General features: G+C 44.4%; 18 protein-coding genes. 8 read left to right on the forward strand and 10 right to left on the reverse strand.

The features are described from left to right. Positions 1-303 precede the first annotated feature (303 nt). The 6 genes from B4923_RS12790 to B4923_RS12815 form a co-directional block, all read right to left on the reverse strand. Complete coding sequence (locus tag B4923_RS12790) at positions 304-2,262, reverse strand: BglG family transcription antiterminator (protein WP_109054751.1); 1,959 nt, start codon at positions 2,260-2,262, stop codon at positions 304-306. 55 nt (positions 2,263-2,317) lie between these two features. Then, positions 2,318-3,001 (reverse strand): hypothetical protein, encoded by a 684-nt coding sequence (locus tag B4923_RS12795; RefSeq protein ID WP_109054752.1) that lies wholly within the window; start codon positions 2,999-3,001, stop codon positions 2,318-2,320. A 448-nt stretch (positions 3,002-3,449) separates the two neighbouring features. Continuing rightward, positions 3,450-4,334 carry a class II fructose-bisphosphate aldolase gene (locus B4923_RS12800; RefSeq protein ID WP_109054753.1) on the reverse strand — a complete coding sequence of 295 codons (885 nt, stop codon included), beginning with the start codon at positions 4,332-4,334 and terminating at the stop codon, positions 3,450-3,452. A 115-nt stretch (positions 4,335-4,449) separates the two neighbouring features. Continuing rightward, complete coding sequence (locus B4923_RS12805; RefSeq protein ID WP_109054754.1) at positions 4,450-5,505, reverse strand: PTS fructose transporter subunit IIC; 1,056 nt, start codon at positions 5,503-5,505, stop codon at positions 4,450-4,452. Beyond that, a complete protein-coding gene (locus B4923_RS12810) occupies positions 5,505-5,813 on the reverse strand; it encodes a PTS fructose transporter subunit IIB (RefSeq protein ID WP_109054755.1) in 309 nt (102 codons plus the stop codon). Before B4923_RS12810 ends, B4923_RS12805 begins: the two co-directional genes overlap by 1 nt. Positions 5,814-5,821: 8 nt before the next feature. Then, a complete protein-coding gene (locus tag B4923_RS12815) occupies positions 5,822-6,274 on the reverse strand; it encodes a PTS sugar transporter subunit IIA (RefSeq protein WP_109054756.1) in 453 nt (150 codons plus the stop codon). A gap of 419 nt (positions 6,275-6,693) precedes the next feature. Between B4923_RS12815 and B4923_RS12820 the strand changes: the two genes are divergently transcribed. From B4923_RS12820 to B4923_RS12845, 6 genes are all read left to right on the forward strand, one after another. Next, positions 6,694-7,884: an iron-containing alcohol dehydrogenase gene (locus B4923_RS12820; RefSeq protein ID WP_109054757.1), complete on the forward strand. Its 1,191-nt coding sequence runs from the start codon at positions 6,694-6,696 to the stop codon at positions 7,882-7,884. Positions 7,885-7,953: 69 nt separating this feature from the next. Next, positions 7,954-8,220 (forward strand): HPr family phosphocarrier protein, encoded by a 267-nt coding sequence (locus B4923_RS12825; protein ID WP_109054758.1) that lies wholly within the window; start codon positions 7,954-7,956, stop codon positions 8,218-8,220. 190 nt (positions 8,221-8,410) lie between these two features. Continuing rightward, entirely contained in the window at positions 8,411-10,021 is a 1,611-nt protein-coding gene (locus tag B4923_RS12830) for a class I adenylate-forming enzyme family protein (protein WP_109054759.1), read from the forward strand. Between the two features lie 67 nt (positions 10,022-10,088). Continuing rightward, positions 10,089-11,663 (forward strand): acyl CoA:acetate/3-ketoacid CoA transferase, encoded by a 1,575-nt coding sequence (locus tag B4923_RS12835; RefSeq protein ID WP_211313957.1) that lies wholly within the window; start codon positions 10,089-10,091, stop codon positions 11,661-11,663. A 19-nt stretch (positions 11,664-11,682) separates the two neighbouring features. Beyond that, positions 11,683-12,528, forward strand: a complete 846-nt coding sequence (locus B4923_RS12840) for a 3-hydroxyacyl-CoA dehydrogenase family protein (RefSeq protein WP_109054761.1) — start codon at positions 11,683-11,685, stop codon at positions 12,526-12,528. Positions 12,529-12,547: 19 nt separating this feature from the next. After that, a complete protein-coding gene (locus tag B4923_RS12845; RefSeq protein ID WP_109054762.1) occupies positions 12,548-13,735 on the forward strand; it encodes a thiolase family protein in 1,188 nt (395 codons plus the stop codon). A gap of 115 nt (positions 13,736-13,850) precedes the next feature. On the opposite strand, the gene bioH is transcribed toward B4923_RS12845, so the two are convergent. Then, positions 13,851-14,630: a pimeloyl-ACP methyl ester esterase BioH gene (gene bioH, locus B4923_RS12850; protein WP_109054763.1), complete on the reverse strand. Its 780-nt coding sequence runs from the start codon at positions 14,628-14,630 to the stop codon at positions 13,851-13,853. A 112-nt stretch (positions 14,631-14,742) separates the two neighbouring features. Here bioH and gntX point away from each other — a divergent pair, with 112 nt between their 5' ends. Both gntX and nfuA read left to right on the forward strand, forming a co-directional pair. Continuing rightward, positions 14,743-15,444, forward strand: a complete 702-nt coding sequence (gene gntX, locus B4923_RS12855) for a DNA utilization protein GntX (protein ID WP_109054764.1) — start codon at positions 14,743-14,745, stop codon at positions 15,442-15,444. Positions 15,445-15,504: 60 nt separating this feature from the next. Further along, the gene (gene nfuA, locus B4923_RS12860; protein WP_109054765.1) at positions 15,505-16,080 is read left to right on the forward strand and encodes a Fe-S biogenesis protein NfuA; all 576 of its coding nucleotides are present in this window, start codon (positions 15,505-15,507) and stop codon (positions 16,078-16,080) included. A 170-nt stretch (positions 16,081-16,250) separates the two neighbouring features. Here the strand turns inward: nfuA and malQ are convergent, their stop codons facing one another. From malQ to B4923_RS12875, 3 genes are read right to left on the reverse strand one after another with little or no spacing between them, the layout of a single operon-like run. After that, on the reverse strand, positions 16,251-18,314 hold the full coding sequence (gene malQ / locus B4923_RS12865) for a 4-alpha-glucanotransferase (protein ID WP_211313952.1): 2,064 nt from the start codon (positions 18,312-18,314) through the stop codon (positions 16,251-16,253). Between the two features lie 23 nt (positions 18,315-18,337). Beyond that, positions 18,338-20,779, reverse strand: a complete 2,442-nt coding sequence (gene malP, locus B4923_RS12870; RefSeq protein ID WP_170116056.1) for a maltodextrin phosphorylase — start codon at positions 20,777-20,779, stop codon at positions 18,338-18,340. Positions 20,780-20,824: 45 nt separating this feature from the next. Then, the gene (locus B4923_RS12875) at positions 20,825-21,583 is read right to left on the reverse strand and encodes a DeoR/GlpR family transcriptional regulator (protein WP_109054873.1); all 759 of its coding nucleotides are present in this window, start codon (positions 21,581-21,583) and stop codon (positions 20,825-20,827) included. Positions 21,584-21,585: the final 2 nt, after the last annotated feature.

Raw genomic sequence — 21,585 nt, forward strand, 5'->3', positions numbered from 1 at the left:
GCCTACAGGGCGACAGATTACCTTACCTGTCAGGACCGTAGAAATCGTGGAGAAATTGAGGAGAAAATGTAAATTATCGTCTTTGTGCTCTAAATAATTCTAGCTACAGGAAGGCGGCAAGTGCAGGACAAATTCGCCGGGAGCAGATTTGAACGCTGCTTGCAGCGGACCCTTTGGGGCGAGGCCACGGATGGGCCGAGTAATGGTACGTGCAACTTAACGTATGGCGGGTATATGCGTCAGGGATGCCATCCCACTTCAGTAACCGCAACTCATCTATACGCTGTCCAAACCTGAGCGGCGTTAAATAAAGCGCTTAAATATACTTTGAACATCCTGATAATTATCAGCAGCAAGTAAACTCTCTACAATTGATAAGTCCTTTGTAATACAAGCCAACTCTTCAAAAATCGATTGGAAAGATGTTTTATTTCTAATATCAATAGATAACATTAAAATTATTTGTACCTTATCGTTTCCCCACTCAATGGGTTTTTTCAACGTTATCAATCCAATACCCTGCTTTAAAACATTTCCTTCAAAAGCATGCGGGATCGCAAAGGTATTACCAATTGATGTCGGCGCTAACTTTTCACGTTCAAAGACTGAATTTATATATGTATCTTTAACATAACCATAATCAATCATTTGACGGCCGAGTAAATTAATGACTTCATCTTTTGAGCGACAATCACTTTTTAAAATAGTGATCCCCTCAGCAAGTTGGCTAAATAAAGAATGATAATATTCTTTATCTTTCATCAACGATTTAACTTTATCCGGATGTAACTTATTTTCAATCAATATGATATCTTTACTACTCAACATTGGCGAAACATGCAAAACATCAATATTATTCAAAGTAAGTGGCACTGTTGATATAACAAAGTTTTGTTGTGAATGCTCTAATTCACTATCAATACGAGATATTGGAATTATTTTATTAACAATGATATTAGGGAAAATACTCTTCAATTTCGCCTGGAAAAATTGGGATGTTCCGGTCCCTGAACCACAGACCACTGTCACCGAGGGTCTTTCCACCGCACGCAATGCCTTTTTTCGTTCCAGACTGGCACCAAAATATAATGCTATATCGCAGATTTCATCTTCACCCAGATTTATCTTATACTCCAGATAGAGTAACTTGGCTATATACGTTGCCACTTCAAATTCATAAACCAGATCTTCTTTAATAACATTCTTTAAAGGATTCTCTAAATGAACCTGATTCTGGATACGATGAAACATCGCCTTGAGGTGGACAAACAAAGCTCGAATAAAAGTATCATCTTCACTAATATTTTCAAGATACGTTTCACCCGCTTTTATGACGATGGCTTCCCATACTTCAAAGGATAAATCAGATTTACCGGAGTCATCCATAAGATTAACTTTGGAATCACCTAATAATTTAGCCCCGGTAATATTAAGCAGGATATAAGATTTATCACCATCAAGCAGTTCTACACCAAAATATTCATTTAGTCTTTTAGATAAAAACTCACAGATCTTCCATTCATCCCGGCTTTTATCTCTTTTAAGCTCCTCTTGAGAAACCGGGCAAATAGCGCCTTTCCGTAGCCTTCTGACTATAATCGACAAATGAATCATCAAATCAGTATAAGAGGCATCTGAAAGGATGAAGTTAAAATTCTCTTCAACCTCTTGTAAAATAGTGTTAATAACTGATAAATCAATGTTAGCAAAGAATGGTTGTAACTTACTTAAAACCTGGTTTCCCTGGTGGGATAAAATTTTTCTCATTATATTAGCACGAGTAATTCTTAATTGACTTTCATTACCAAACAATCTAATTCCATATTTTGCTTTTTTTTCCAATCGCAAAGACTGCTGTTTAAAAAATGGTGAAAGCTTATTTATATCATTAACAATCGTACTTTTACTCACAAATATAGCTTCAGATATTTTCTCCATAGAGATAAATCCTTCAGCATCTAATAACTGAATAGCAACGTAATATTTTCTAATATCCGGAGAAATAGATGCTTTGATGTCGTCATTAATCAACAGGTCATCCAGATATTTTCTTCCCTCTTCATTATATGATAACCATATTCCCTTCCCTGTCTTACTTTCAATCATGCAGTTGCCATTTTGTAATTCTAGTTTTAAATTTTTAACATCATCTTTAATTGTTCTTGAACTAACATGAAGAGAGTTGGCCAACTCGGTCGTAGTCATGGCATTTTGGCTACTATATAATATAGTTAGAATTTTTCTTTCACGAGGCAGTAACATCTCTCTCTCCTAATATTGTACCAAACATATAATCATCTTTTTATAAAGATACTATTTATGTCAAATCATTTACATTAGTCAAAAACATTGTATAGATATCCTCTATCTCATTAGCGCTTAACTTTCCCAGCTGTTCTTGATGAATATTTTTAATGGATTCAAACAGTTTTAATCTATTAGTAATAACTACATCTTTAGTCAAGCTGTTTTTTATTTTTATGATACTCTTATCACTAAAAACAATTAATTTATGCGTATCACACGCCCTCCCGGTCAAAGCCTCCCATTTAGCTGAAAACTCATTCATCAATTTTATTGGGTTTTCAATTTTTCTCACTTGAGTTAACATCTTGCCGGTGGATTTATCTTTATCTGCTTGGATGAGGCTAAAATCATTCACTGACTTACCGATAATTTCACCAATATAGTTTTTAATTTGCAGCAAGTAAACACCACTTGACAACATAATAACAATATAGGCTTGCGGATCGTTATCATCATGCGATCTCGCCATTTGGAAACATATTCTATGGTCGCCTAACTGGCTTTTAAGCCAATAGCTTTGAGACATTCTTTGTAAATTTTTACGACGATATAAAAATTCAATGAAACTGGAATAAATTTCCGTATAAAAACTATTACGCCAAAATTTAAACAGCTGACGGAATTTTACTGCTGTCAAAATAATAAAGGTGACAAAAAAACCAGTCGTTAACTCAGTCCAATTATAAAACTCCATTGAGTCCTATATGAAAACATCCCGCTTGCATGAGTTTCATTGTTCTGATTTTGACAAAACAGACCGCATCGCTATACCGACCTTAGGCTGACTACGAGAGATTTACTGACTCATGCCTGATTCTCCTGGCCAGAGTTTAGTGGGCTCAAGTCTCGGTTTTACCTGCCAATGCCATCACTCCGATTATCAACGCAAACTTTCAGCATCCACCCTGTTTTAAAGAGTTAATATTTGTCAGAAATTATCGTTAATATGACCTAGCACTGATGTCATCTTTCTGATACTCACGGCTATGCGGTGGATCCTCCGGCCTCAGGGAACACAAAACATTCCGCTATGAGCATTATAATAACAATACCGAAAGTCCGCGAAGATCCACATCTGGTTTTTCAACTTCTGCATATCAGGTAAAATAATTGGATATGCACTCATTTCATTCTTTTAACAATTATTCGTACTCTGGTCCACTGTGTTTAACAAAGGTATATCTGTTGCTCGATCCGATTAATCGCATATAATTTTTTACAAAAACTTTCATCGAATTTTGCGCCGCAATACACAAATCCATATAATCAATTTCAGGATTCTCTGCCAGCGTTGTTTTCATCGCAGCCGTAATGTGTTTCATCAAATCAGTACAAACATTAATTTTGTTGATACCTAACGCAATAACCTTACGGATATTCTCTTCACCAGCACCACTACCACCGTGTAATACCAGCGGAATATTCAAGGTTTCTTTTAGAATTTTCAATTTATCAAAATCAAGAACAGGCGTAATGCCTTTGGGATAACTACCATGGGCGGTACCAATTGCCACCGCTAAACAATCACATTGAGTACGCTCAACAAACGCTTTAGCCAACTGATGATCGGTATACAAGTCAGCACGTGACTCATCAGCATTGGCGGTAGAACCAACGTGACCTAATTCAGCCTCAACAGATTTTCCGGCAGCGTGGGCAAGATCAACAATGGTTTGAGTTCTTCTTACGTTTTCTTCAAAATCATAAGAAGAGGCATCAATCATAACACTGGAGAATCCATATTGGATCGCAGCGGCAATATCTTCATAATTCACCCCGTGATCCAAATTGAATGCAATTGGTACATTAGCTTTTTCTGCTAAATTTTTTATCATAGGAGCCATGATGTAACCATGACCGTGAGCTTTCATCTGCCGTGGTGAAATATTAATAATAATTGGAGAACACTCTTCTTCTGCACTCTCGATACACGCTTTTACTTGTTCCATATTAATACAATTCACCGCCATAACCGCATACATATTTTTGTGCGCATGAAGAAGCATGTCTTTCATTGAAACGTACATAATATTCCCTCAAAATCCAATCGTTATTGAATATAGAAAAATGTTTATTTTCTATGTTTCACTTTCGGTTTTGAGAGTAACATCGTTCTGTTACCCTCAATCATTAGCAAGTTTTTTACTCTTCAACGGTTAATGGCCTTCTCACTATGGCATAAAGCACCCCGGTAATAATGCCGCCCAATGCCCATAAGCCAATAAATAATAGCGGGTTAGATAACATCGGAATGACAAACGCGCCACCATGCACCGCAGGCGACTCAATACCAAATGCCATACATAATCCACCAGTGATGGCGCCACCAATCATACAACACAGCGTGACTCGTAATGGGTCATTAATTTGGAATGGAATAACACCTTCCTGGATATAACAGGTTGAAAGAATAAATAATGTTTTTCCTTGTTCTCTCTCCGCATCAGTAAATTTCTTTTTGCCGCCCAGGAAGGTAGCCAGGCCGATACCCAGCGGTGATGTCATACCTGAACACATTTTTGCTGAAGTTGGAATAAAAAAACCACTGGCATTCAAAGCATTAACGAACGTTGCTGCGGTTTTATTTACTGGGCCGCCATTATCACAGCACATCATCGCACCAATAACGGCACCAAGGACAAATCGAGAGCCGCCATTTAATGAAGTCAGCAATTCAGTTAACGCTTTCATAAAAATGGCAATAGGCGTGCCAAAAACATAATACATTAACAACCCAGCAATCAGGGTTACAAATACGGGAATAACCAATATTGGCATAACCCCTTGTAATACTTTAGGTACGTTGATTTTTTTAATCGCCAACGTCAAATAGCCAGCAATAATACCGCCAACCAAACCACCAACAAACCCTGTGCTTAGATTTAATGCCAATGTTCCCATCGCCAAGCCTGGAGCCAGGGCCGGTTTGTCTCCCATGGCATAAGCGGTGAAACCAGCAATCGCCGGAACAGTAAAATTCATTAATGCCGTGCCAATCAGAAAAATAACCTTTGCCAACGAGTCAACCTGGTCCATATGGGAGCCAATGTCATATCCTCCCATTGCTTTTGCTATCGCCTGTAATATTGCCCCTCCGACGATAATGGGTATCATGTAGGAAATACCCGTCATTAAAGAGTCTTTGATAAAGGACAGTTGACTTTTCTTATTCGATGTTTTGCGTTTAATTTCAGCCATTATGCTAATGCCTCCATTAACTCTTTAATAACCGCCTCAGGATGACGCACCGCTTCACTAACACCCACGTTCAATGTGGGTAAGTCTTCAAATCTATCGGCATTACGAATTCGGACATCACTGGCGATAATACAAGCGTTTGCACGATTGATATCATCTATAATGATTTCATTTTCAATACCTTGTGCCCCCTGGGTTTCGACTTTTATTTCCAATCCGGCTTGTTCAGCCGCTTTTTTCAAATTAGCTGCCGCCATATAGGTATGCGCAATACCTACTGGACAACTCGTTACACAGACAATATACATATATTCCCTCATCTATAATTATTTAAACATTGTTTTACTTCATCGACTGTCTTTGAATTTAATAAACTTTTTCTAAAATCATCATCAGTTAAACAAACTGCCAATTGCGATAGCATTTTTAAATGTAGGTTGTCGGAGGTATTAGGAGCGGCTAACATAATTATGTATTCTACCCGTTGATCATCAAACGCATCCCACTCTATAGAATCGCATAATTTAATTAAGGTAAAGGCTACTTCTCTCACGCAATCGCTTTTACAATGAGGAATAGCTATCCCCATACCAATTCCGGTAGAGTGTTCTTTTTCTCGCTCAAAAACACCGTTTACATACATATCCTTGTCATTAATCTTTCCCGCTTCAAACATTAACTGCCCTATCTTGGATATCGCATCATTCTTATCTAATACGTGAAAATCAAACTTCACCAATCGCTCATCAATCATGGATACTAAATCCATCTCTAACCTCCACCTCAAATTTTTGATAAAACTAATTTCTCTATACCTTCATCCTATCAAGGGGGGGCAAACCCTAACAAATTAATAAATTGCATTAACATAGTGCAAGAGTAAGTGAAATGATTAGTGTTTTATTAATGTAACTATATGTATTTATTGCATGTATTTTTTGGAAAAATAAATTTAAAAAAATAAATAATAAGATATTTAATCAATAACTGTGATCAACTTATCAAAAAAAACCTTCACAACTCTACTCTTTTATTATTACGCTATTCAGTGCTAAAAAATTACGTTTCAAAAGACTATGCGTATACGAAATCACTATATTAGTGAAATTTATTCAATTTTTATCTTACCGAGTTAATCTATAATTTGAAAAACGATACAAAGTAGCCGTTAATGACATGAGGTAAAAAATGATAAATTTTGAATACCATAATCCAACAAAGGTCATTTTTGGAAAGAACTCCGAATCTAATGTAGGAGCAGAAATTCATGCTCGTGGATTCAAAAAAGTACTCATTCATTTTGGTGGTATTTTTTTGTATGAAAATGGGGTTCTTGATCGGGTGCATGAAAGTCTGGCGGCATATGGTATTGAATATATTGATTTTGATGGCGTTGTGCCTAACCCCAGATTAGCATTAGCGCAAAAAGGTGTGGAATTATGTAAAGCTGAAGGCGTTGATTTCATTCTTGCCATTGGCGGCGGCAGTGCTATTGACTCATCCAAAGCAATTGCATATGGATTAGTTAATGATTTCAATTTAGAAGATCTATTTTTAGGCAAAGCAACAACCAGCAGCATTGCACCTATCGGTTGCATTTCAACTATTGCAGCAACGGGGTCTGAAACCAGCAACTCGACGGTGGTGACGATCACAAATTCTCTCGGTGAAAGTTTTAAACGTTCATATAACCATGACTGTGCCCGGCCTCTATTTGCAATCATAAATCCCGAATTAACGTATTCCGTTCCGACTTACCATACTGCAAGCGGTGGAGCTGATATCATGTTCCACACGATGGAACGTTACTTTACCAGGACGAAAAATGTCGAACTAACCGACAGAATTTCTGAAGGTTTACTGGTAACGGTAAAGAATGAAGTCGAAAAAGTATTAAAAAAACCGGATGATTACAATGCCAGAGCTAATTTAGCATGGGCTGGCAGCATATCCCATAATGGATTGACGGGGACTGGCAGAGAATCGGATTTTCCGGCTCATAAAATCGCACAAGAGTTGAGTGCGGTTTATGATGTTATCCATGGGGCTAGCCTTACCGCTATCTGGTCAACCTGGTCCCGCTATGTTTACAAAACAGATATTCCTCGTTTCGCTCAATTCGCTACCAACGTATTTGGAATTCTTCCCAATTACCATGACTTAGAAGAAACGGCATTATTAGGTATTGAAGCATGGGATGAATGGTGTAAAAAAATCGGCATGCCTGTAACGCTTTCAGAGCTGGGCGTTTATCCTACCGATACTGAAATTGAGTATATGGCTGAAAATGCAGTTGCTACAGGAAATGGCAGCATCGGGAAATTTTTCAAAGAACTAACGAAAGAAGACATAATCAATATTTACTATAACGCAAAATAGATTCTCTTCTAAAAAATCATTAACACCGGATGTTTTCATTTTTATTTTTTTAAATAAGGTTGATTATATATGCTGAAAGAAAAAATAACGGTTAGAAATAAAAACGGATTACATGCCAGGCCGGCAACAATATTGGCAAAACTGTCACGCAGATACCAATCAAAAATTGAACTCGTCTATAAAGATAAGATCATTAAAGTAAAAGGTATTGTTGGCATACTATCGGCTGGTATCAGTGGTGGTTCGACGCTTGAAGTTGTTTGTGATGGGGATGACGAACAAGATGCCATGTGTGAGATAAAAGCGCTTTTTGCATCGGGATTTGGAGAAGAATAGTAATACTCGGTTATCACGTTAGTAATGAGAATGCCACCCTGATTAATTTATTAAACAGGGTGGCATTCTCATTTATAAAACCCAACCTAATAAGCACCAAATTTGATTATCACTAGCTTAGTGCAATTTTTTGTTTTTACATTTATAGACCCTCGACCTACCATATTAATATAATAACGGGGAGATACCTATGATTAATGGTAAAGATTTGTGGAATAATACTATTCTGCGAGACATGGGAATTAGGAAAATCCATAACCGTAATCTTTTCACTTACCTGAATATGCCAAAGAATTTCTACGAAACCCTTGTTAATACTGTATCCCGCACACCTGACAAGATTGCATTTTACGATAACTGGGGGCGAGCCTATTCGTATGTCAATTTCTTAGAGTCAGTTGACAAGTTTTCTCTATATTTGAAAAAAGATAAAAAAATCCATCAGGGTTCCCATGTTGGTATTTTACTATATAATAGCATTGAGTTTTGTATTGCTTTTTATGCCATAGCAAAATTAGGCGCCATCGCTGTCCCTCTTCCTACCAAATACCGAGAAACAGAGCTTACGCCATTAGTTGATAAATCAAATCTTGATATACTTATCATAAATGAAGATTTTAATCATTATTTCCAGCATTTAATCAATAAAGATAAACGCGTCATATCTGAAGGTGAAAAAGACGGTATTGGTTTTAGAAAGTACATAGAAGATATTGTATTGAGCAATAGCGATTCAGACTCCGTCGGAGATTTAAGTGATGAAATCATTATTATGTTTACTTCCGGAACAACATCACAATCCAAGGGGGTCGTTCTTAGAAATTACAATGTTATTCATGCAATCATTACCTATCAGCGTATTCTGGACATTGCACCAGAAGATAAAACCATTATCCCTATTCCAATTTATCACATCACAGGGTTAGTTGCTCTTCTCGGCTTATTTGTTTATGTTGGAGGCGAGATCCATTTATACCGATACTATGATGCAAAAAGAATTTTAGAAGGTATTGTTAGCAACGAAATCACTTTCATGCATGGTTCGCCCACTGTATTTTCAAAGCTACTTGATTTTAAAGATGAAAATTATAATCTTAAAAGCCTGAGAATCCTTGGCTGTGGTAGCAGCTATACACCATTGGCACAACAACAAGCGTTTCATCAATGGCTCCCTCACACTAAATTTATTGTTATTTATGGCATGACTGAAACATCATCGCCAGCTTTTATTTTTCCTAATGACACACCCACCAGTATTTATGCTACAGCATCAGGGAAACCTATTCCAGGTATTGAAGTTAAAATCCTGGATGAAGCAGGTCTTGAATTACCACATAACCAAATAGGCGAAATCTGGCTAAGAGGCAGCGTGGTATGTGAAGAATACTATCAGTTAGATTCATCTCTAATTGATAATGAGTTCTGGTTGAATACCGGTGACATGGGGTATTCCAATGAAGATAATTATATCTATGTTGTTGATAGAAAAAAGGACATGATCAATCGCGGTGGCGAAAAAATTTGGACTAATGATGTAGAACAGGAACTACTGCTGCTCAAAGAAATAAAAGACTGTGCCGTAGTAGGTATTCCTGATGAAGTTTATGGCGAGGTCGCCGCCGCAATAATAGTACTTAAAACATCATATAAGATTAGTGTAGAAGAAATAAAGTCCCGTCTTAAAAAATCCCTGGCAACTTTCAAAATTCCAGAAAAAATTATTTTCAGCAATGAAATACCTAAAACACCAGGGTTAAAAGTTGATAAGAAAAAAATAAAAGGAATATTTTCAAATAAATAATAATTTTTATAACCATCAATATCATATTGACTGAAAATATTATCACTAAGAAGGATAGATAAACATGTTGAAAGCAAATTTTATCACCGCACAGGATGCTGCGGAAATGATTCAAGATGGTGACACATTATGTACAATTGCGATGACATTAGTTGGTGCCAGTGAATCTATTCTTAAACAGATTGAATCTCGTTTTAAAACAACAGGACATCCTAAAAATATTACTTTGCTACATTCATGTGGGCAGAGTGACCGCTCTCGTGGCATACAGCACCTGGCTTATGAAGGACTGGTAAAGCGTATTATAGGTTCACACTGGGGATTGCAACCCAGGTGGATGGATATGATCGCGAATTCACAGGTTGAGGCTTATTGCCTTCCACAGGGGCAAATTGCCCAGCTTTATCGTAGCATGGCCGGTGGTCTGCCGGGGAAAATGTCCAAAGTCGGTTTAGGAACATTCATTGACCCACGCGATGAGGGCGGGAAAATGAATGAAAGGACCAAACCATTAGAAAATATTATCGATATCATCACTTATGATGATGAAGAGTATCTTTTTTATAAAGCAATCCCGCTCGATGTGGTCATTATCCGGGGAACGACCTGTGACGAAATGGGAAATTTGACTACAACTGAAGAAGCGATGAAATTGGAGATACTGCCGGCAGTACTGGCAGCAAAACGTTATGGCGGTAAAGTTATTGCCCAGGTAAAACAAGTGGCAGAAAACGGGACATTAAATCCCAAAGATGTAACCGTACCCGGTGTTTTTATTGATGCCATTGTCGTATGTGATACCCCTCAGGAAGACCACCGTCAAACGTCTTCCTGGTTTTTTGACCCCTCCTATTCTGGCCAATTAAGAGTCCCTGCCAGCCAGATAACCCTGGCTCCATTTAATGAAAGAAAGTTTATTGCCCGCCGCGCTGCAATGGAATTAAAAAAGGGTGATGTATTGAATGTCGGGACAGGCATTCCTAACGATATGGTTGGCCGAATTTGTAATGAAGAAGGGATTAATGACGATATTATGATCACGGTCGAATCTGGCATCTATGGTGGTAATCCTGCCGGAGGGATCGACTTTGGTATCGGGCAAAATTTGGTTGCCATGATTACGCATCAGGAACAGATGGATTATTACAATGGCGCTGGCGTTGATATTACCTTTATGGGGTTAGGGGAATTAGATAAAGAAGGAAATGTAAATTCAACGAAGATGGGAACCCGCTGTACTGGAGCCGGTGGCTTTATTGATATTACACAGAATGCAAAAAAAATCGTCTTCTGCGGCACCTTTACAGCTAATGGCGCAAAATACCAATTTGAGGATGATAAATTAATTATTCTCGAAGAAGGTAAAGTTAAAAAAATGCTGAATCATGTTGCACAAATCTCTTTTAACGGAAAAATTGCCCGACAAAAAAACCAGGAAGTCATTATCGTCACTGAACGCTGTGTCTTCAAACTGGTTGAGCAAGGCGTAGAACTGATTGAGATAGCACCAGGCATTGATTTGAATACTCATATTTTATCTCAAATGGAATTTAAACCCATTATTAGCCCAACGTTGAAAACAATGAATAAGGGCTTATTCAATAAAGAAAATATCTTTGGTTTAAAAAGCCTTATTGCATAAATAATAGAGGAATATTTACATGACCAAAAAAATAGCAGTAATTGGCGCAGGACTAATGGGTAGTGGCATCGCCCAAACATGCGCCCAAGCCGGCTTCAGCGTTGTCAATATTGATATATATTCAGGAACGTTAGTCAAAGCAAAAACATCAATAGAAAAAGTTCTCGATAGAAAAATAGCTAAAGGAAAAATTACAGAAAAAGAAAAAAATGATATTTTTTCCAGACTAATTTATAGCTATGACTTTAATGACGTAAAAGGGGCTGAAATTATTATAGAAGCAGTTCCTGAAAAAATAGAGTTAAAAAGGGAAATATTTTCAAAAATTGATAAAATAGCGGATCAAGATACTATTATTGTTTCCAATACATCAGGTCTCAGCATTTCTGAAATCGCCAGCACAACACAAAGGCCAGACAAAGTAATGGGTATCCACTTCTTTTACCCTGCACCAGTCATGGCACTGGTTGAACTTATTCGTGGTATTGCCACTAGCGATGATACCTATGAAAAGCTCAAAGCATTCGCTGTTGCGATCGGAAAAGAATATGTTGATTGCCCTGAACTGCCAGGTTTTATAGTCAACCGTATTTTAGTTCCGCTAATGAATGAAGCTGCATTTTTAATTATGGAAGGTTGTAAACCGGAAGATGTCGATACCGCGATGAAACTGGGTGCAAATCATCCGATGGGGCCACTGGAACTCTGTGACTTTGTCGGAATTGATGTCATGTTGGCAACCATGACAGGTTTATATACCGGTTTCAAAGACAGTAAGTATCGCCCCTGCCCTATTCTGGAAAATATGGTGAAAGCGGGTCATCTGGGACGGAAGTCCGGCATAGGTTTTTACCATTACAACTAATGATCAGAGAGAAAAAGATATGTCTGAATTAAAAGAGGTCGTTATTGTGAGCGCAGTAAGAACTGCAATCGGTACGTTTGGCGGCAGTTTAAAAGATATACCAGCCATTGAACTGGGCGCTCTGGTTGTAAAAGAGGCGATTCAACGCGCGAGTATTAAACCAGAAAATGTTGATGAAGTCATTATTGGGCAAGTAGGCCAAATCGCCGAGAATGGTTTTGTCGCCAGAGCGATTAGCCTTTCCGCCGGCTTGCCCGATGAAACGACGGCTTATTCGGTTAATCGTCAATGCGGTTCAGGGCTACAGGCATTAGTGGATGCTGTTATGGAAATTCAAACCGGACAATCCGATATTGTCGTCGCGGGTGGTGCGGAAAACTTATCTCAATTACCTTACTATATTAAAGATGCTCGGTGGGGGACAAAAATAGGGCATAAGGTATTCGAAGATGGTGTCATTGATATTTTAACCTGGCCTTTAGGACCCTATCACAATGGTACAACCGCAGAGAATGTTGCGGAAGAATATAATGTAACGAGAGAACAACAGGACCGATATGCACTGGAAAGTCAACGACGTGCAGTAAAAGCTATTAATGATAAAAAATTTGTTGATGAAATAGTGCCGGTTGAATTAAAAGATAGAAAAGGCAATACCACTTTATTTGTTACGGATGAAGGTCCAAGACCTGACACATCTTATGAAAGATTACAGAAACTATCTCCTGCATTTAAGAAAGGGGGAACGGTAACGGCGGGAAATTCTTCAACATTAAATGATGCTGCCGCCGCACTCGTTCTTATGTCCAGAGAGAAAGCAGAAGAATTAGGCTGTAAGCCCTTATTGACAATAAAAGGCTACGCTATCGCCGGTAATCGTGGTGAAGTAATGGGATATGCACCCAAATTATCCAGTGAAAAGCTTGCCAGAAAGTTAAATCTAGATTTGAAATCCATCGATATGTTTGAAATTAACGAAGCATTCGCCTCGCAAGCCTTTGCCGTTCAACGAGATTTAGGGTTGGATCCCAGCAAAGTAAATATCTACGGTGGGGGGATCTCTATCGGGCATCCCATTGGCGCCACTGGCGCGGTCCTGGCCGTTAAAGTCGCCTATGAGCTACAGCGCTCAGACAAAAAAGATGCCATGATTAGCATGTGTATTGGTGGTGGGCAGGGTATTTCAATGTACTTCACTAAACCTTGAATAACATAGAGGGTGTCACTTTAATGAAAATTAAAGTGACACAGATAGTTCACCCAAAAACGGCAGGACATCCGGTAACCCACCGACCAGCTCATTTTCTTCCCAGACGAAACCGTCAGGCTGCCATCGTCCGTTTTGCAAACGCCGCTACCGCCGCGACAAACGCCTCAGGGTGTGAAATAAACGGCGCATGCGCCGCTTTGGGGATCACCAATGATGAGGTATTCGGCCACCGTTCATCCAGCAGACCAGCCACTTTGCGCGGCACCAGCCCATCCAGAGCGCCATACAACCGCAGAAACGGCAGTGTCAGCGAGGCCAGAGGTTGACGCAAGTCGACCTGACGCAGAATATCCAACCCGCCATTCAGCACCTCGACAGACGGCATCGGTTGTTCCAGCACCACGCTTTTTAGTAATCGGGCATCCTGTCGGGCGCTGTCCGTTCCCAACGTTTGCAAAGCCAGAAAACGTTCGACCGTACGTTGAAAATCATCGCTGAGCTGCTGCTGAAACCCATGCAGCACCTCCGATTTGATCCCCGGCCAGTCGCTCTGTGTGCTAAAACAAGGGGAAGACGCCACCGTCACCAGACCCGTCACCCGCTGCGGCGCGCTTAATGCCGCCTGACTGGCAACCAGCCCGCCGAGTGACCATCCAAGCCAGATGGCTCGTTCCGGCGCCTGCGCCAGCACAACGTCCGCCATCGCTTCCAGCGACAAAGGCCCAAATCCCCGACTTCTTCCATAGCCGGGCAGGTCTACCAGATGCAGACGAAAATGCGGCGCCAGTTGCGCTGAAATGCAATGCCACACCTGGGCATTCAGCCCCCAGCCGTGCAGCAACACAAGTTCCGTTTTTCCTGCACCTTCGGTCTGCCAATACAGCGATGTCATCAGTTATCTTCCTGCTTTCGGGAACCTATACCCCGTAGATTTCGAGGGCAGCCAACGCGCCCGCACCTTGAAAGATGACGGGTACACATCTTAACATTTCAGGGAAAGCGTTATGTTAACCATCGCCGCCCACTGTTGGCTATGCCAATTACCGCTTTATCATAGCCGACATGGCATCTGCTCATTTTGCCAGCGTCACTTACCTCCTCCGCCCCTGTGCTGCCCTCGCTGCGGTTTACCTACGGGCGATCCGACACGGCAATGTGGCCGCTGTCTGCAACATCCGCCGCCATGGCAATCGATAACCTTTGTCAGCGACTATATTCCGCCATTCAATGCGCTACTGAAGCTGTTTAAATTTCACGGGAAAACGGAGCTGGCCGCCGTACTTGCCCGACAGATTTTATTAGTCTGGTTGAATGCCTATCGGGAACATGCGTTGCGGGAAACCGGACCTCAATGCCGGCCCGACATTCTGTTTACCGTTCCATTGCACAAACAACGCCAGTGGTTACGTGGGTTCAACCAGACTGAACTGTTAGCGCGTCCGCTGGCGCGTTGGCTTGGCTGTGAATATGCACCGCAGGCGATTCGTCGCTTGCGTCAAACTCGCATTCAACAAACACTCAGCGCCGGCGCCCGGCGTAAGAATCTACGGGGCGCGTTTGTCTGTCCGGTATCACTGGTCGGCAAGCAGGTTGCATTACTGGACGATGTGGTCACCACGGGCAGCACCGCCGCGGAAATCAGCCGTTTGCTGCTGGCTCGTGGCGCAAGTCGCGTTCAGGTATGGTGTTTGTGCCGAACCTTGTAGTTCGGGGGAGGATGGGCGTATTATAACTGACAAGCGTAGTCAACCATTGAGTTTAACATTATGATCCGTATTACTGATGCTGCTCAGGAACACTTTCTGAAACTGCTGGCAAAACAGGAAGAAGGCACGCAAATTCGTGTTTTCGTCATTAATCCCGGCACACCGAATGCGGAATGTGGCGTGTCCTATTGCCCGCCGGATGCGGTAGAAGCCAGCGATACCGAACTGAAATTTGAAAAAATTTCCGCGTATGTAGATGAACTCAGCGCGCCCTATCTGGAAGACGCAGAAATCGACTTTGTTACCGATCAGCTGGGTTCTCAGCTGACGCTGAAAGCACCGAACGCCAAGATGCGTAAAGTGGACGACGATGCTCCGCTGATAGAACGCGTGGAGTATTTACTGCAATCGCAGATTAACCCGCAGTTGGCCGGTCACGGCGGCAAAGTGACGTTGATGGAAATCACCGACGACGGTCTGGCGATCCTGCAATTCGGCGGCGGCTGTAACGGCTGTTCAATGGTCGATTACACGCTGAAAGAAGGGATTGAGAAAGAGTTGCTGCAAAAATTCCCTGAGCTGAGAGGCGTGCGCGACCTCACCGAGCACCAGCGCGGCGAGCACTCCTACTACTGATTTTCTGCCGCTATTGACGGTCCGGGCGATTCGCGCCCGGACCTCGCGTTTCACTTCTTCGGTTATTCCTACTGCTGTTCGACCAGTCATCGCCTGAAATCCTGTTAGCGAATAAAACAGCATGTGGACCTTTTACCCGAACCAACATAAGCCTTGAACGCTGCAACAACTTACTTAACCGGCGCACCACGCCGTAAATCGATATCGCGTATCAGCCGTTCCAGATAGCGATCGGTAAAGATGGATTCCAACGTGCGGGTCAGCTTACGCCGCCAGTTGGGATACTCTTGACTGGTGCCAGGCACATTCACCGGCGTCGCCATATCCAGCCAGTCTTCCAGTTGAAAACCCACCAGTGCGCTGGCGCTGTCGGCAATGTAACGCTGAACTCCCCGGTTAAGCGGGGCGCCCATGGTTGTCAGCGCCGAATTTCGCCCTACCCTCTGCGGCAGCAGGCCGTGCTGGTGCAATGCATTTAACAACCCCTGCTTGGCGTTTTCACGCAGTTGGATTTGCTGTTGCAATAACGCCGGATTCGGGTACAGCCCCAGATCCTTGCCCAGCGATAAATCCACCGCCTGCCAGTAACCGCGCAGCGTGGGAAGATCGTGCGTGGTGATGGTCGCCATTGACTGGCGAAGGTAGTCGGCAGGAGGACGGAAGACGTTTTTGTCATCCTTTTCAAAAAACAGCACCTTGTAGGAGTACACCCCGCAGTCCTGCAACTTGCTAACAATTTCCTTCGGCACCGTCCCCAAATCCTCGCCGATCACCAGACAGCGATGCCGCTGGCTCTCCAGCGCCAGCACAGCCAACAGGTCATCGACCGGGTAATGGACATAGGCCCCGTTTACAGCAGATTCCGCTTTGGGTATCCACCACAGCCGCAGCAGCGCCATGACATGATCGATACGCAATGCGCCGCAATTCGCCATATTGCTGCGTAACACATCAATGAAAGGCTGATAGCCACGGACCTGCATCATATTGGGGTTCATCGGCGCCAGCTGCCAGTTTTGCCCCTGCGGCCCCAGCGGATCGGGCGTCGCGCCGATGGAGGCTTCCAGACAGTAAAGCTGACGCTCGTCCCAGGTTTCCGCGCCGCCCTGCGCCACGCCTACGGCCAAATCACGATACAGGCCAATAGGCAGACCGAGCTGTTTACTGTGTGCGAAACATTCTGCCAGCTGTTCGTGAGCCAGCCATTGCAGCCAGCAATAAAACATAATCTCATCGGCCTGCTCACGACGAAATGACTTCACCGCTTCGCCATGCACATCATGATAACGGGCGGGCCACTGGAGCCAATCGCCATAGTTTTCGCCCTGATGTTTCAGATGAGCCTGTAATGCATCAAAGGTGGCCTGCAACTGCAAGCTTTGTCCGCCGTTAAACACGAACTGGCGGAACGCGATGGTTCGCGGATCCAGTGAACTCCGGTTATTAAAATAACGAAAGGCCAGCCGCAGCGCCGTGAGTTTCAACGACATCACCGGCTCATAGTTGACCCAGCGCTCCGCACGCAGCGCCGTTACCGCATGCTGGGTGTCGTCAAGCTGCCACCACTGTTGTGCTTCAGCGCTCTGCTGGAAATCGTCCACCCGGTTAACATCAATATAAATCACGTTCAGCCAGTGGCGGGAAGAGGGGCTATATGGGCTTGCGGCGTCAGGATTGGCCGGATACAGGGAGTGCAGCGGATTGAGGCCGACAAACACCCCTCCCCGGCGGGCAATCTGCTCAACTAACTGGCGCAAATCACCAAAGTCACCAACGCCCCAGTTGTTTTGTGAGCGCAGGGTATAAAGCTGGACGGTAACGCCCCACCAGCGTTTACCCTGCATGATGGCATCCGGTTCATAGCAGCGCGGCGGCGCGACGATAATGCGGCACGACCAGCGCCGATCCGCCTGAGTCAAGGTCAGATGGTGATATCCAAGCGGCAGAGATGCCGGGAGCGCCAGCGTCGTTCCCCCCGTCATCCGTCCCTGAACTTGTCCACCGTTCTCATACATCAGCGTCCAGCCAAATTCGCCGCTACCGGTCAGCGCAATGACGGCGTCTCGTCCCTGAAGAAAAACTTTCACCGGGGGCAAAGGCGCATCGTCATGTCCAGCCACATCCATCATCGCCAGAAGCTTATCTTTGATCGATGCCTCGACAAGACGTTCATTGCCGTAAGCATCGGTATATGTTTCTGCAATACCCGTCTGCTGGATTGCCGGTTTATCCACCTTGAATACCCTCTTACTTTTCCTTAACGACACGCTTGCCAAATGCGCTTCTGGTAGTCGCGAATTGCCCGATCAGAGCTGAACATCCCCATTCTGGCGGTATTAAGCACGCAACGACGCGTCCATTCATCCGACTCCCGGTATCGTGCATCCACATCCTGCTGTACCTGACAGTACGGGGCGAAATCAGCCATTAACATATAGGGATCGCCCGCTTTCAACAGGCTATTCAATAACGGTGCAAACGCTTGCTTATCTCCCTGACTAAAGTCGCCACTGGCCAGTTCAGCCAATATCTCACGCAATAACGGCGTTTTTTCAATGTAGTCCGACGGATCGTACCCCTGAGCCTGCAAGGCTTTTACCTGCTCCACCGTATGACCGAAGATGAACATATTCTCAGCGCCAACCTGCTGAGCCATTTCAACGTTGGCGCCATCCAGCGTTCCCACCGTCAGTGCGCCATTCAGCGCCAGTTTCATGTTGCCGGTACCGGACGCTTCTTTACCTGCCGTCGAAATTTGCTCAGACACGTCGGTGGCGGGGATCATCCGTTCAGCCAGCGACACGCGGTAGTCGGGAAGAAACACCACTTTAAGGCGATCGTGACAGCGGCGGTCCCGATTGATTTTCTCCGCCACCTGGTTAATGGCATAGATAATATTCTTTGCCAGCACATAGCCCGGTGCGGCTTTTGCGCCAAACAGAAAGACGCGCGGAACTATATCCAGATGCGGGTTATCGCGCAATTGACGATACAACGAAAGAATATGCAGTAAGTTCAGGTGCTGACGCTTATATTCATGCAACCGCTTAATCTGCAAGTCAAATAGCGCATTTGGATCGAGTATGACGCCATAATGCTGCTTAAGATGATCCGCCAGCCGCACTTTGTTGTCATATTTGATCTGCCGGTAACGTTCACGGAATCCGGCATCCTCGGCGTAGGGTTCCAGCCCCTGTAGGACAGGCAAATCGTTGACCCATTCCGTCTGCAACGTCTCATCAATCAGCGCCGACAGGGCGGGGTTACACTGTTTCAGCCAGCGTCGGGGGGTTATGCCGTTGGTGACGTTATGGAATTTTGCAGGCCACAGGTGGTGATATTCCGGGAACAGGTCTTTTACCACCAGTTCAGAATGCAGCGCCGCCACGCCATTGACCGCAAAGCAGCTCACCACGCACAGGTTGGCCATCCGGATTTGCCGCTGGTGGCGAATCGCAACTTTCGCCCAAATCCGCCTGTCGCCCGGCCACACGTTTTCAACCTGCGTTTTGAACCACGCATCAATTTGCCGGATGAGGGAGAGGTGGCGAGGCAGAAGCCGGCCGAACAGGCGCTCATCCCAACGCTCCAGCGCTTCCGGCATCAACGTATGGTTGGTATAGGCAAATGTGCGTCCGGTTATCGACCAGGCCTCGTCCCAGCTCAGCTTGTGCTCATCCAGCAGCAGACGCATCAGCTCAGGGATCGCCAACGTCGGATGGGTGTCGTTAAGCTGAATAACTTCGTAATCGGGCAGTTCGTGCAGACTTCTTCCCGCATCCAGATGCCTGCGCAGGATATCGGCCACGGAACAGGCGCATTGAAAATATTGCTGCATCAGGCGCAGACGTTTACCTGCCGCATGGTTATCATTCGGATACAGCACTTTGGTCAGACTGGCGGCGGCGATACCGGCCTGCTCGGCTTTAAGGTAGCGTCCTTCGTTGAACAACGTCAGGTCAAACGGGTGACAATGGGTCGCCTGCCAAAGACGCAACGGCTGCGCAATGCCATTGCGATAGCCAATCACCGGCAAATCGCAGGCTTCCCCCCGAAAGATAAAATCAGGCAGCCATGATTTACTACCGTCATCATGCTCTTGCAGTTTTCCGCCAAAGCCGACATCCACGGCCAGCCCGGCCCGTTGGAAAAACCATGGATAGCTATCGCGATGCCAGTCATCGGGCGTTTCCTGCTGGTGCCCCTGCGAAAAATGCTGACGGAACAGCCCATACTGATAATTCAGACCATAGCCGGTGGCGGGCTGTCCGACAGTCGCCATGGAATCCAGAAAGCAGGAAGCCAGTCGCCCCAGACCGCCGTTGCCCAGACCGGGATCGCTTTCCTGCTCCAGCACATCACTCAGGCTAATCCCCTGTTCGGCCAGTACCGCCGCGGCATCGTCGTACCAGCCCAGATTCAGCAGGTTATTGCCTGTCAGACGACCGGGGAGAAACTCCATCGACAGGTAATTAACATGGCGCAACGGTGGCGACTCGGATGATGCGGCGTGAGAGGCGGGGAGAACGGGCTGGGCGGCCAGTTGCTCAGCCAGCGCCACGCTGACGGTACGCCAGCGTTGTTCCGGGGTCAGCAGCGTGAGGGAGGCGACCCCGAAATATTGCCGCTGGCGCAGTAAGGAGGCGGCGAATTGGGATGCATTGAATGAAAAAGATTGCGCAGATGAAAACAATGACATGGTGCCTCTCCCCTTCTGATCCATCACGGAAAAGGCACCTCTGGATCAGCACAACTCCAACTGCACCTTATGTTGTTCGATAATTTTTTGCACGCTGGGCGGTGGTAGTTGATCGGTAAAAAGATAGTCGATCAAATCCATGTTGCCCAGATTTACCATGGCATTCCTGCCAAACTTGGAATGGTCCGTCACCAGCATGACACACCGCGAGTTTTCAATAATAGCGCGCTTTGTACGCACTTCATGGTAGTCAAACTCCAGCAATGAGCCATCCATGTCAATGCCGCTGATGCCCAAGATACCGAAATCCAGACGAAACTGAGAGATAAAATCCAGCGTCGCTTCGCCCATAATGCCGCCATCACGGGTACGCACTTCCCCGCCCGCCAGAATCAGACGAAAATCCTCTTTGCCCGTCAGCAGCGTCGCCACATTCAGGTTATTAGTCACGACGCGTAAACCCTTATGCTGCATCAGCGCATAGGCCACCGCTTCCGGCGTGGTGCCGATATCAATGAACAGCGTGGCGCCGTCCGGGATCTGGCTTGCGACCCGGCGGGCAATCCGCGCTTTTTCATCAGACCACATCATTTTACGGTCATGATAGGCGGTATTCACCGAACTTGAAGGCAACGCGGCCCCGCCGTGGTGGCGGTGAATTTTATTCTGCTCGGCCAGATCGTTCAGATCGCGGCGAATCGTTTGCGGGCTGACCGCAAAATGATCGACCAGTTCTTCCGTACTGACATAACCTTGACGACGGACCAATTCAATAATGGCGTCATGTCGTTGTGTTTGCTTCACGT

Source organism: Brenneria roseae subsp. americana (genome assembly GCF_003115815.1).
GTDB classification, from domain to species: domain Bacteria; phylum Pseudomonadota; class Gammaproteobacteria; order Enterobacterales; family Enterobacteriaceae; genus Brenneria; species Brenneria roseae.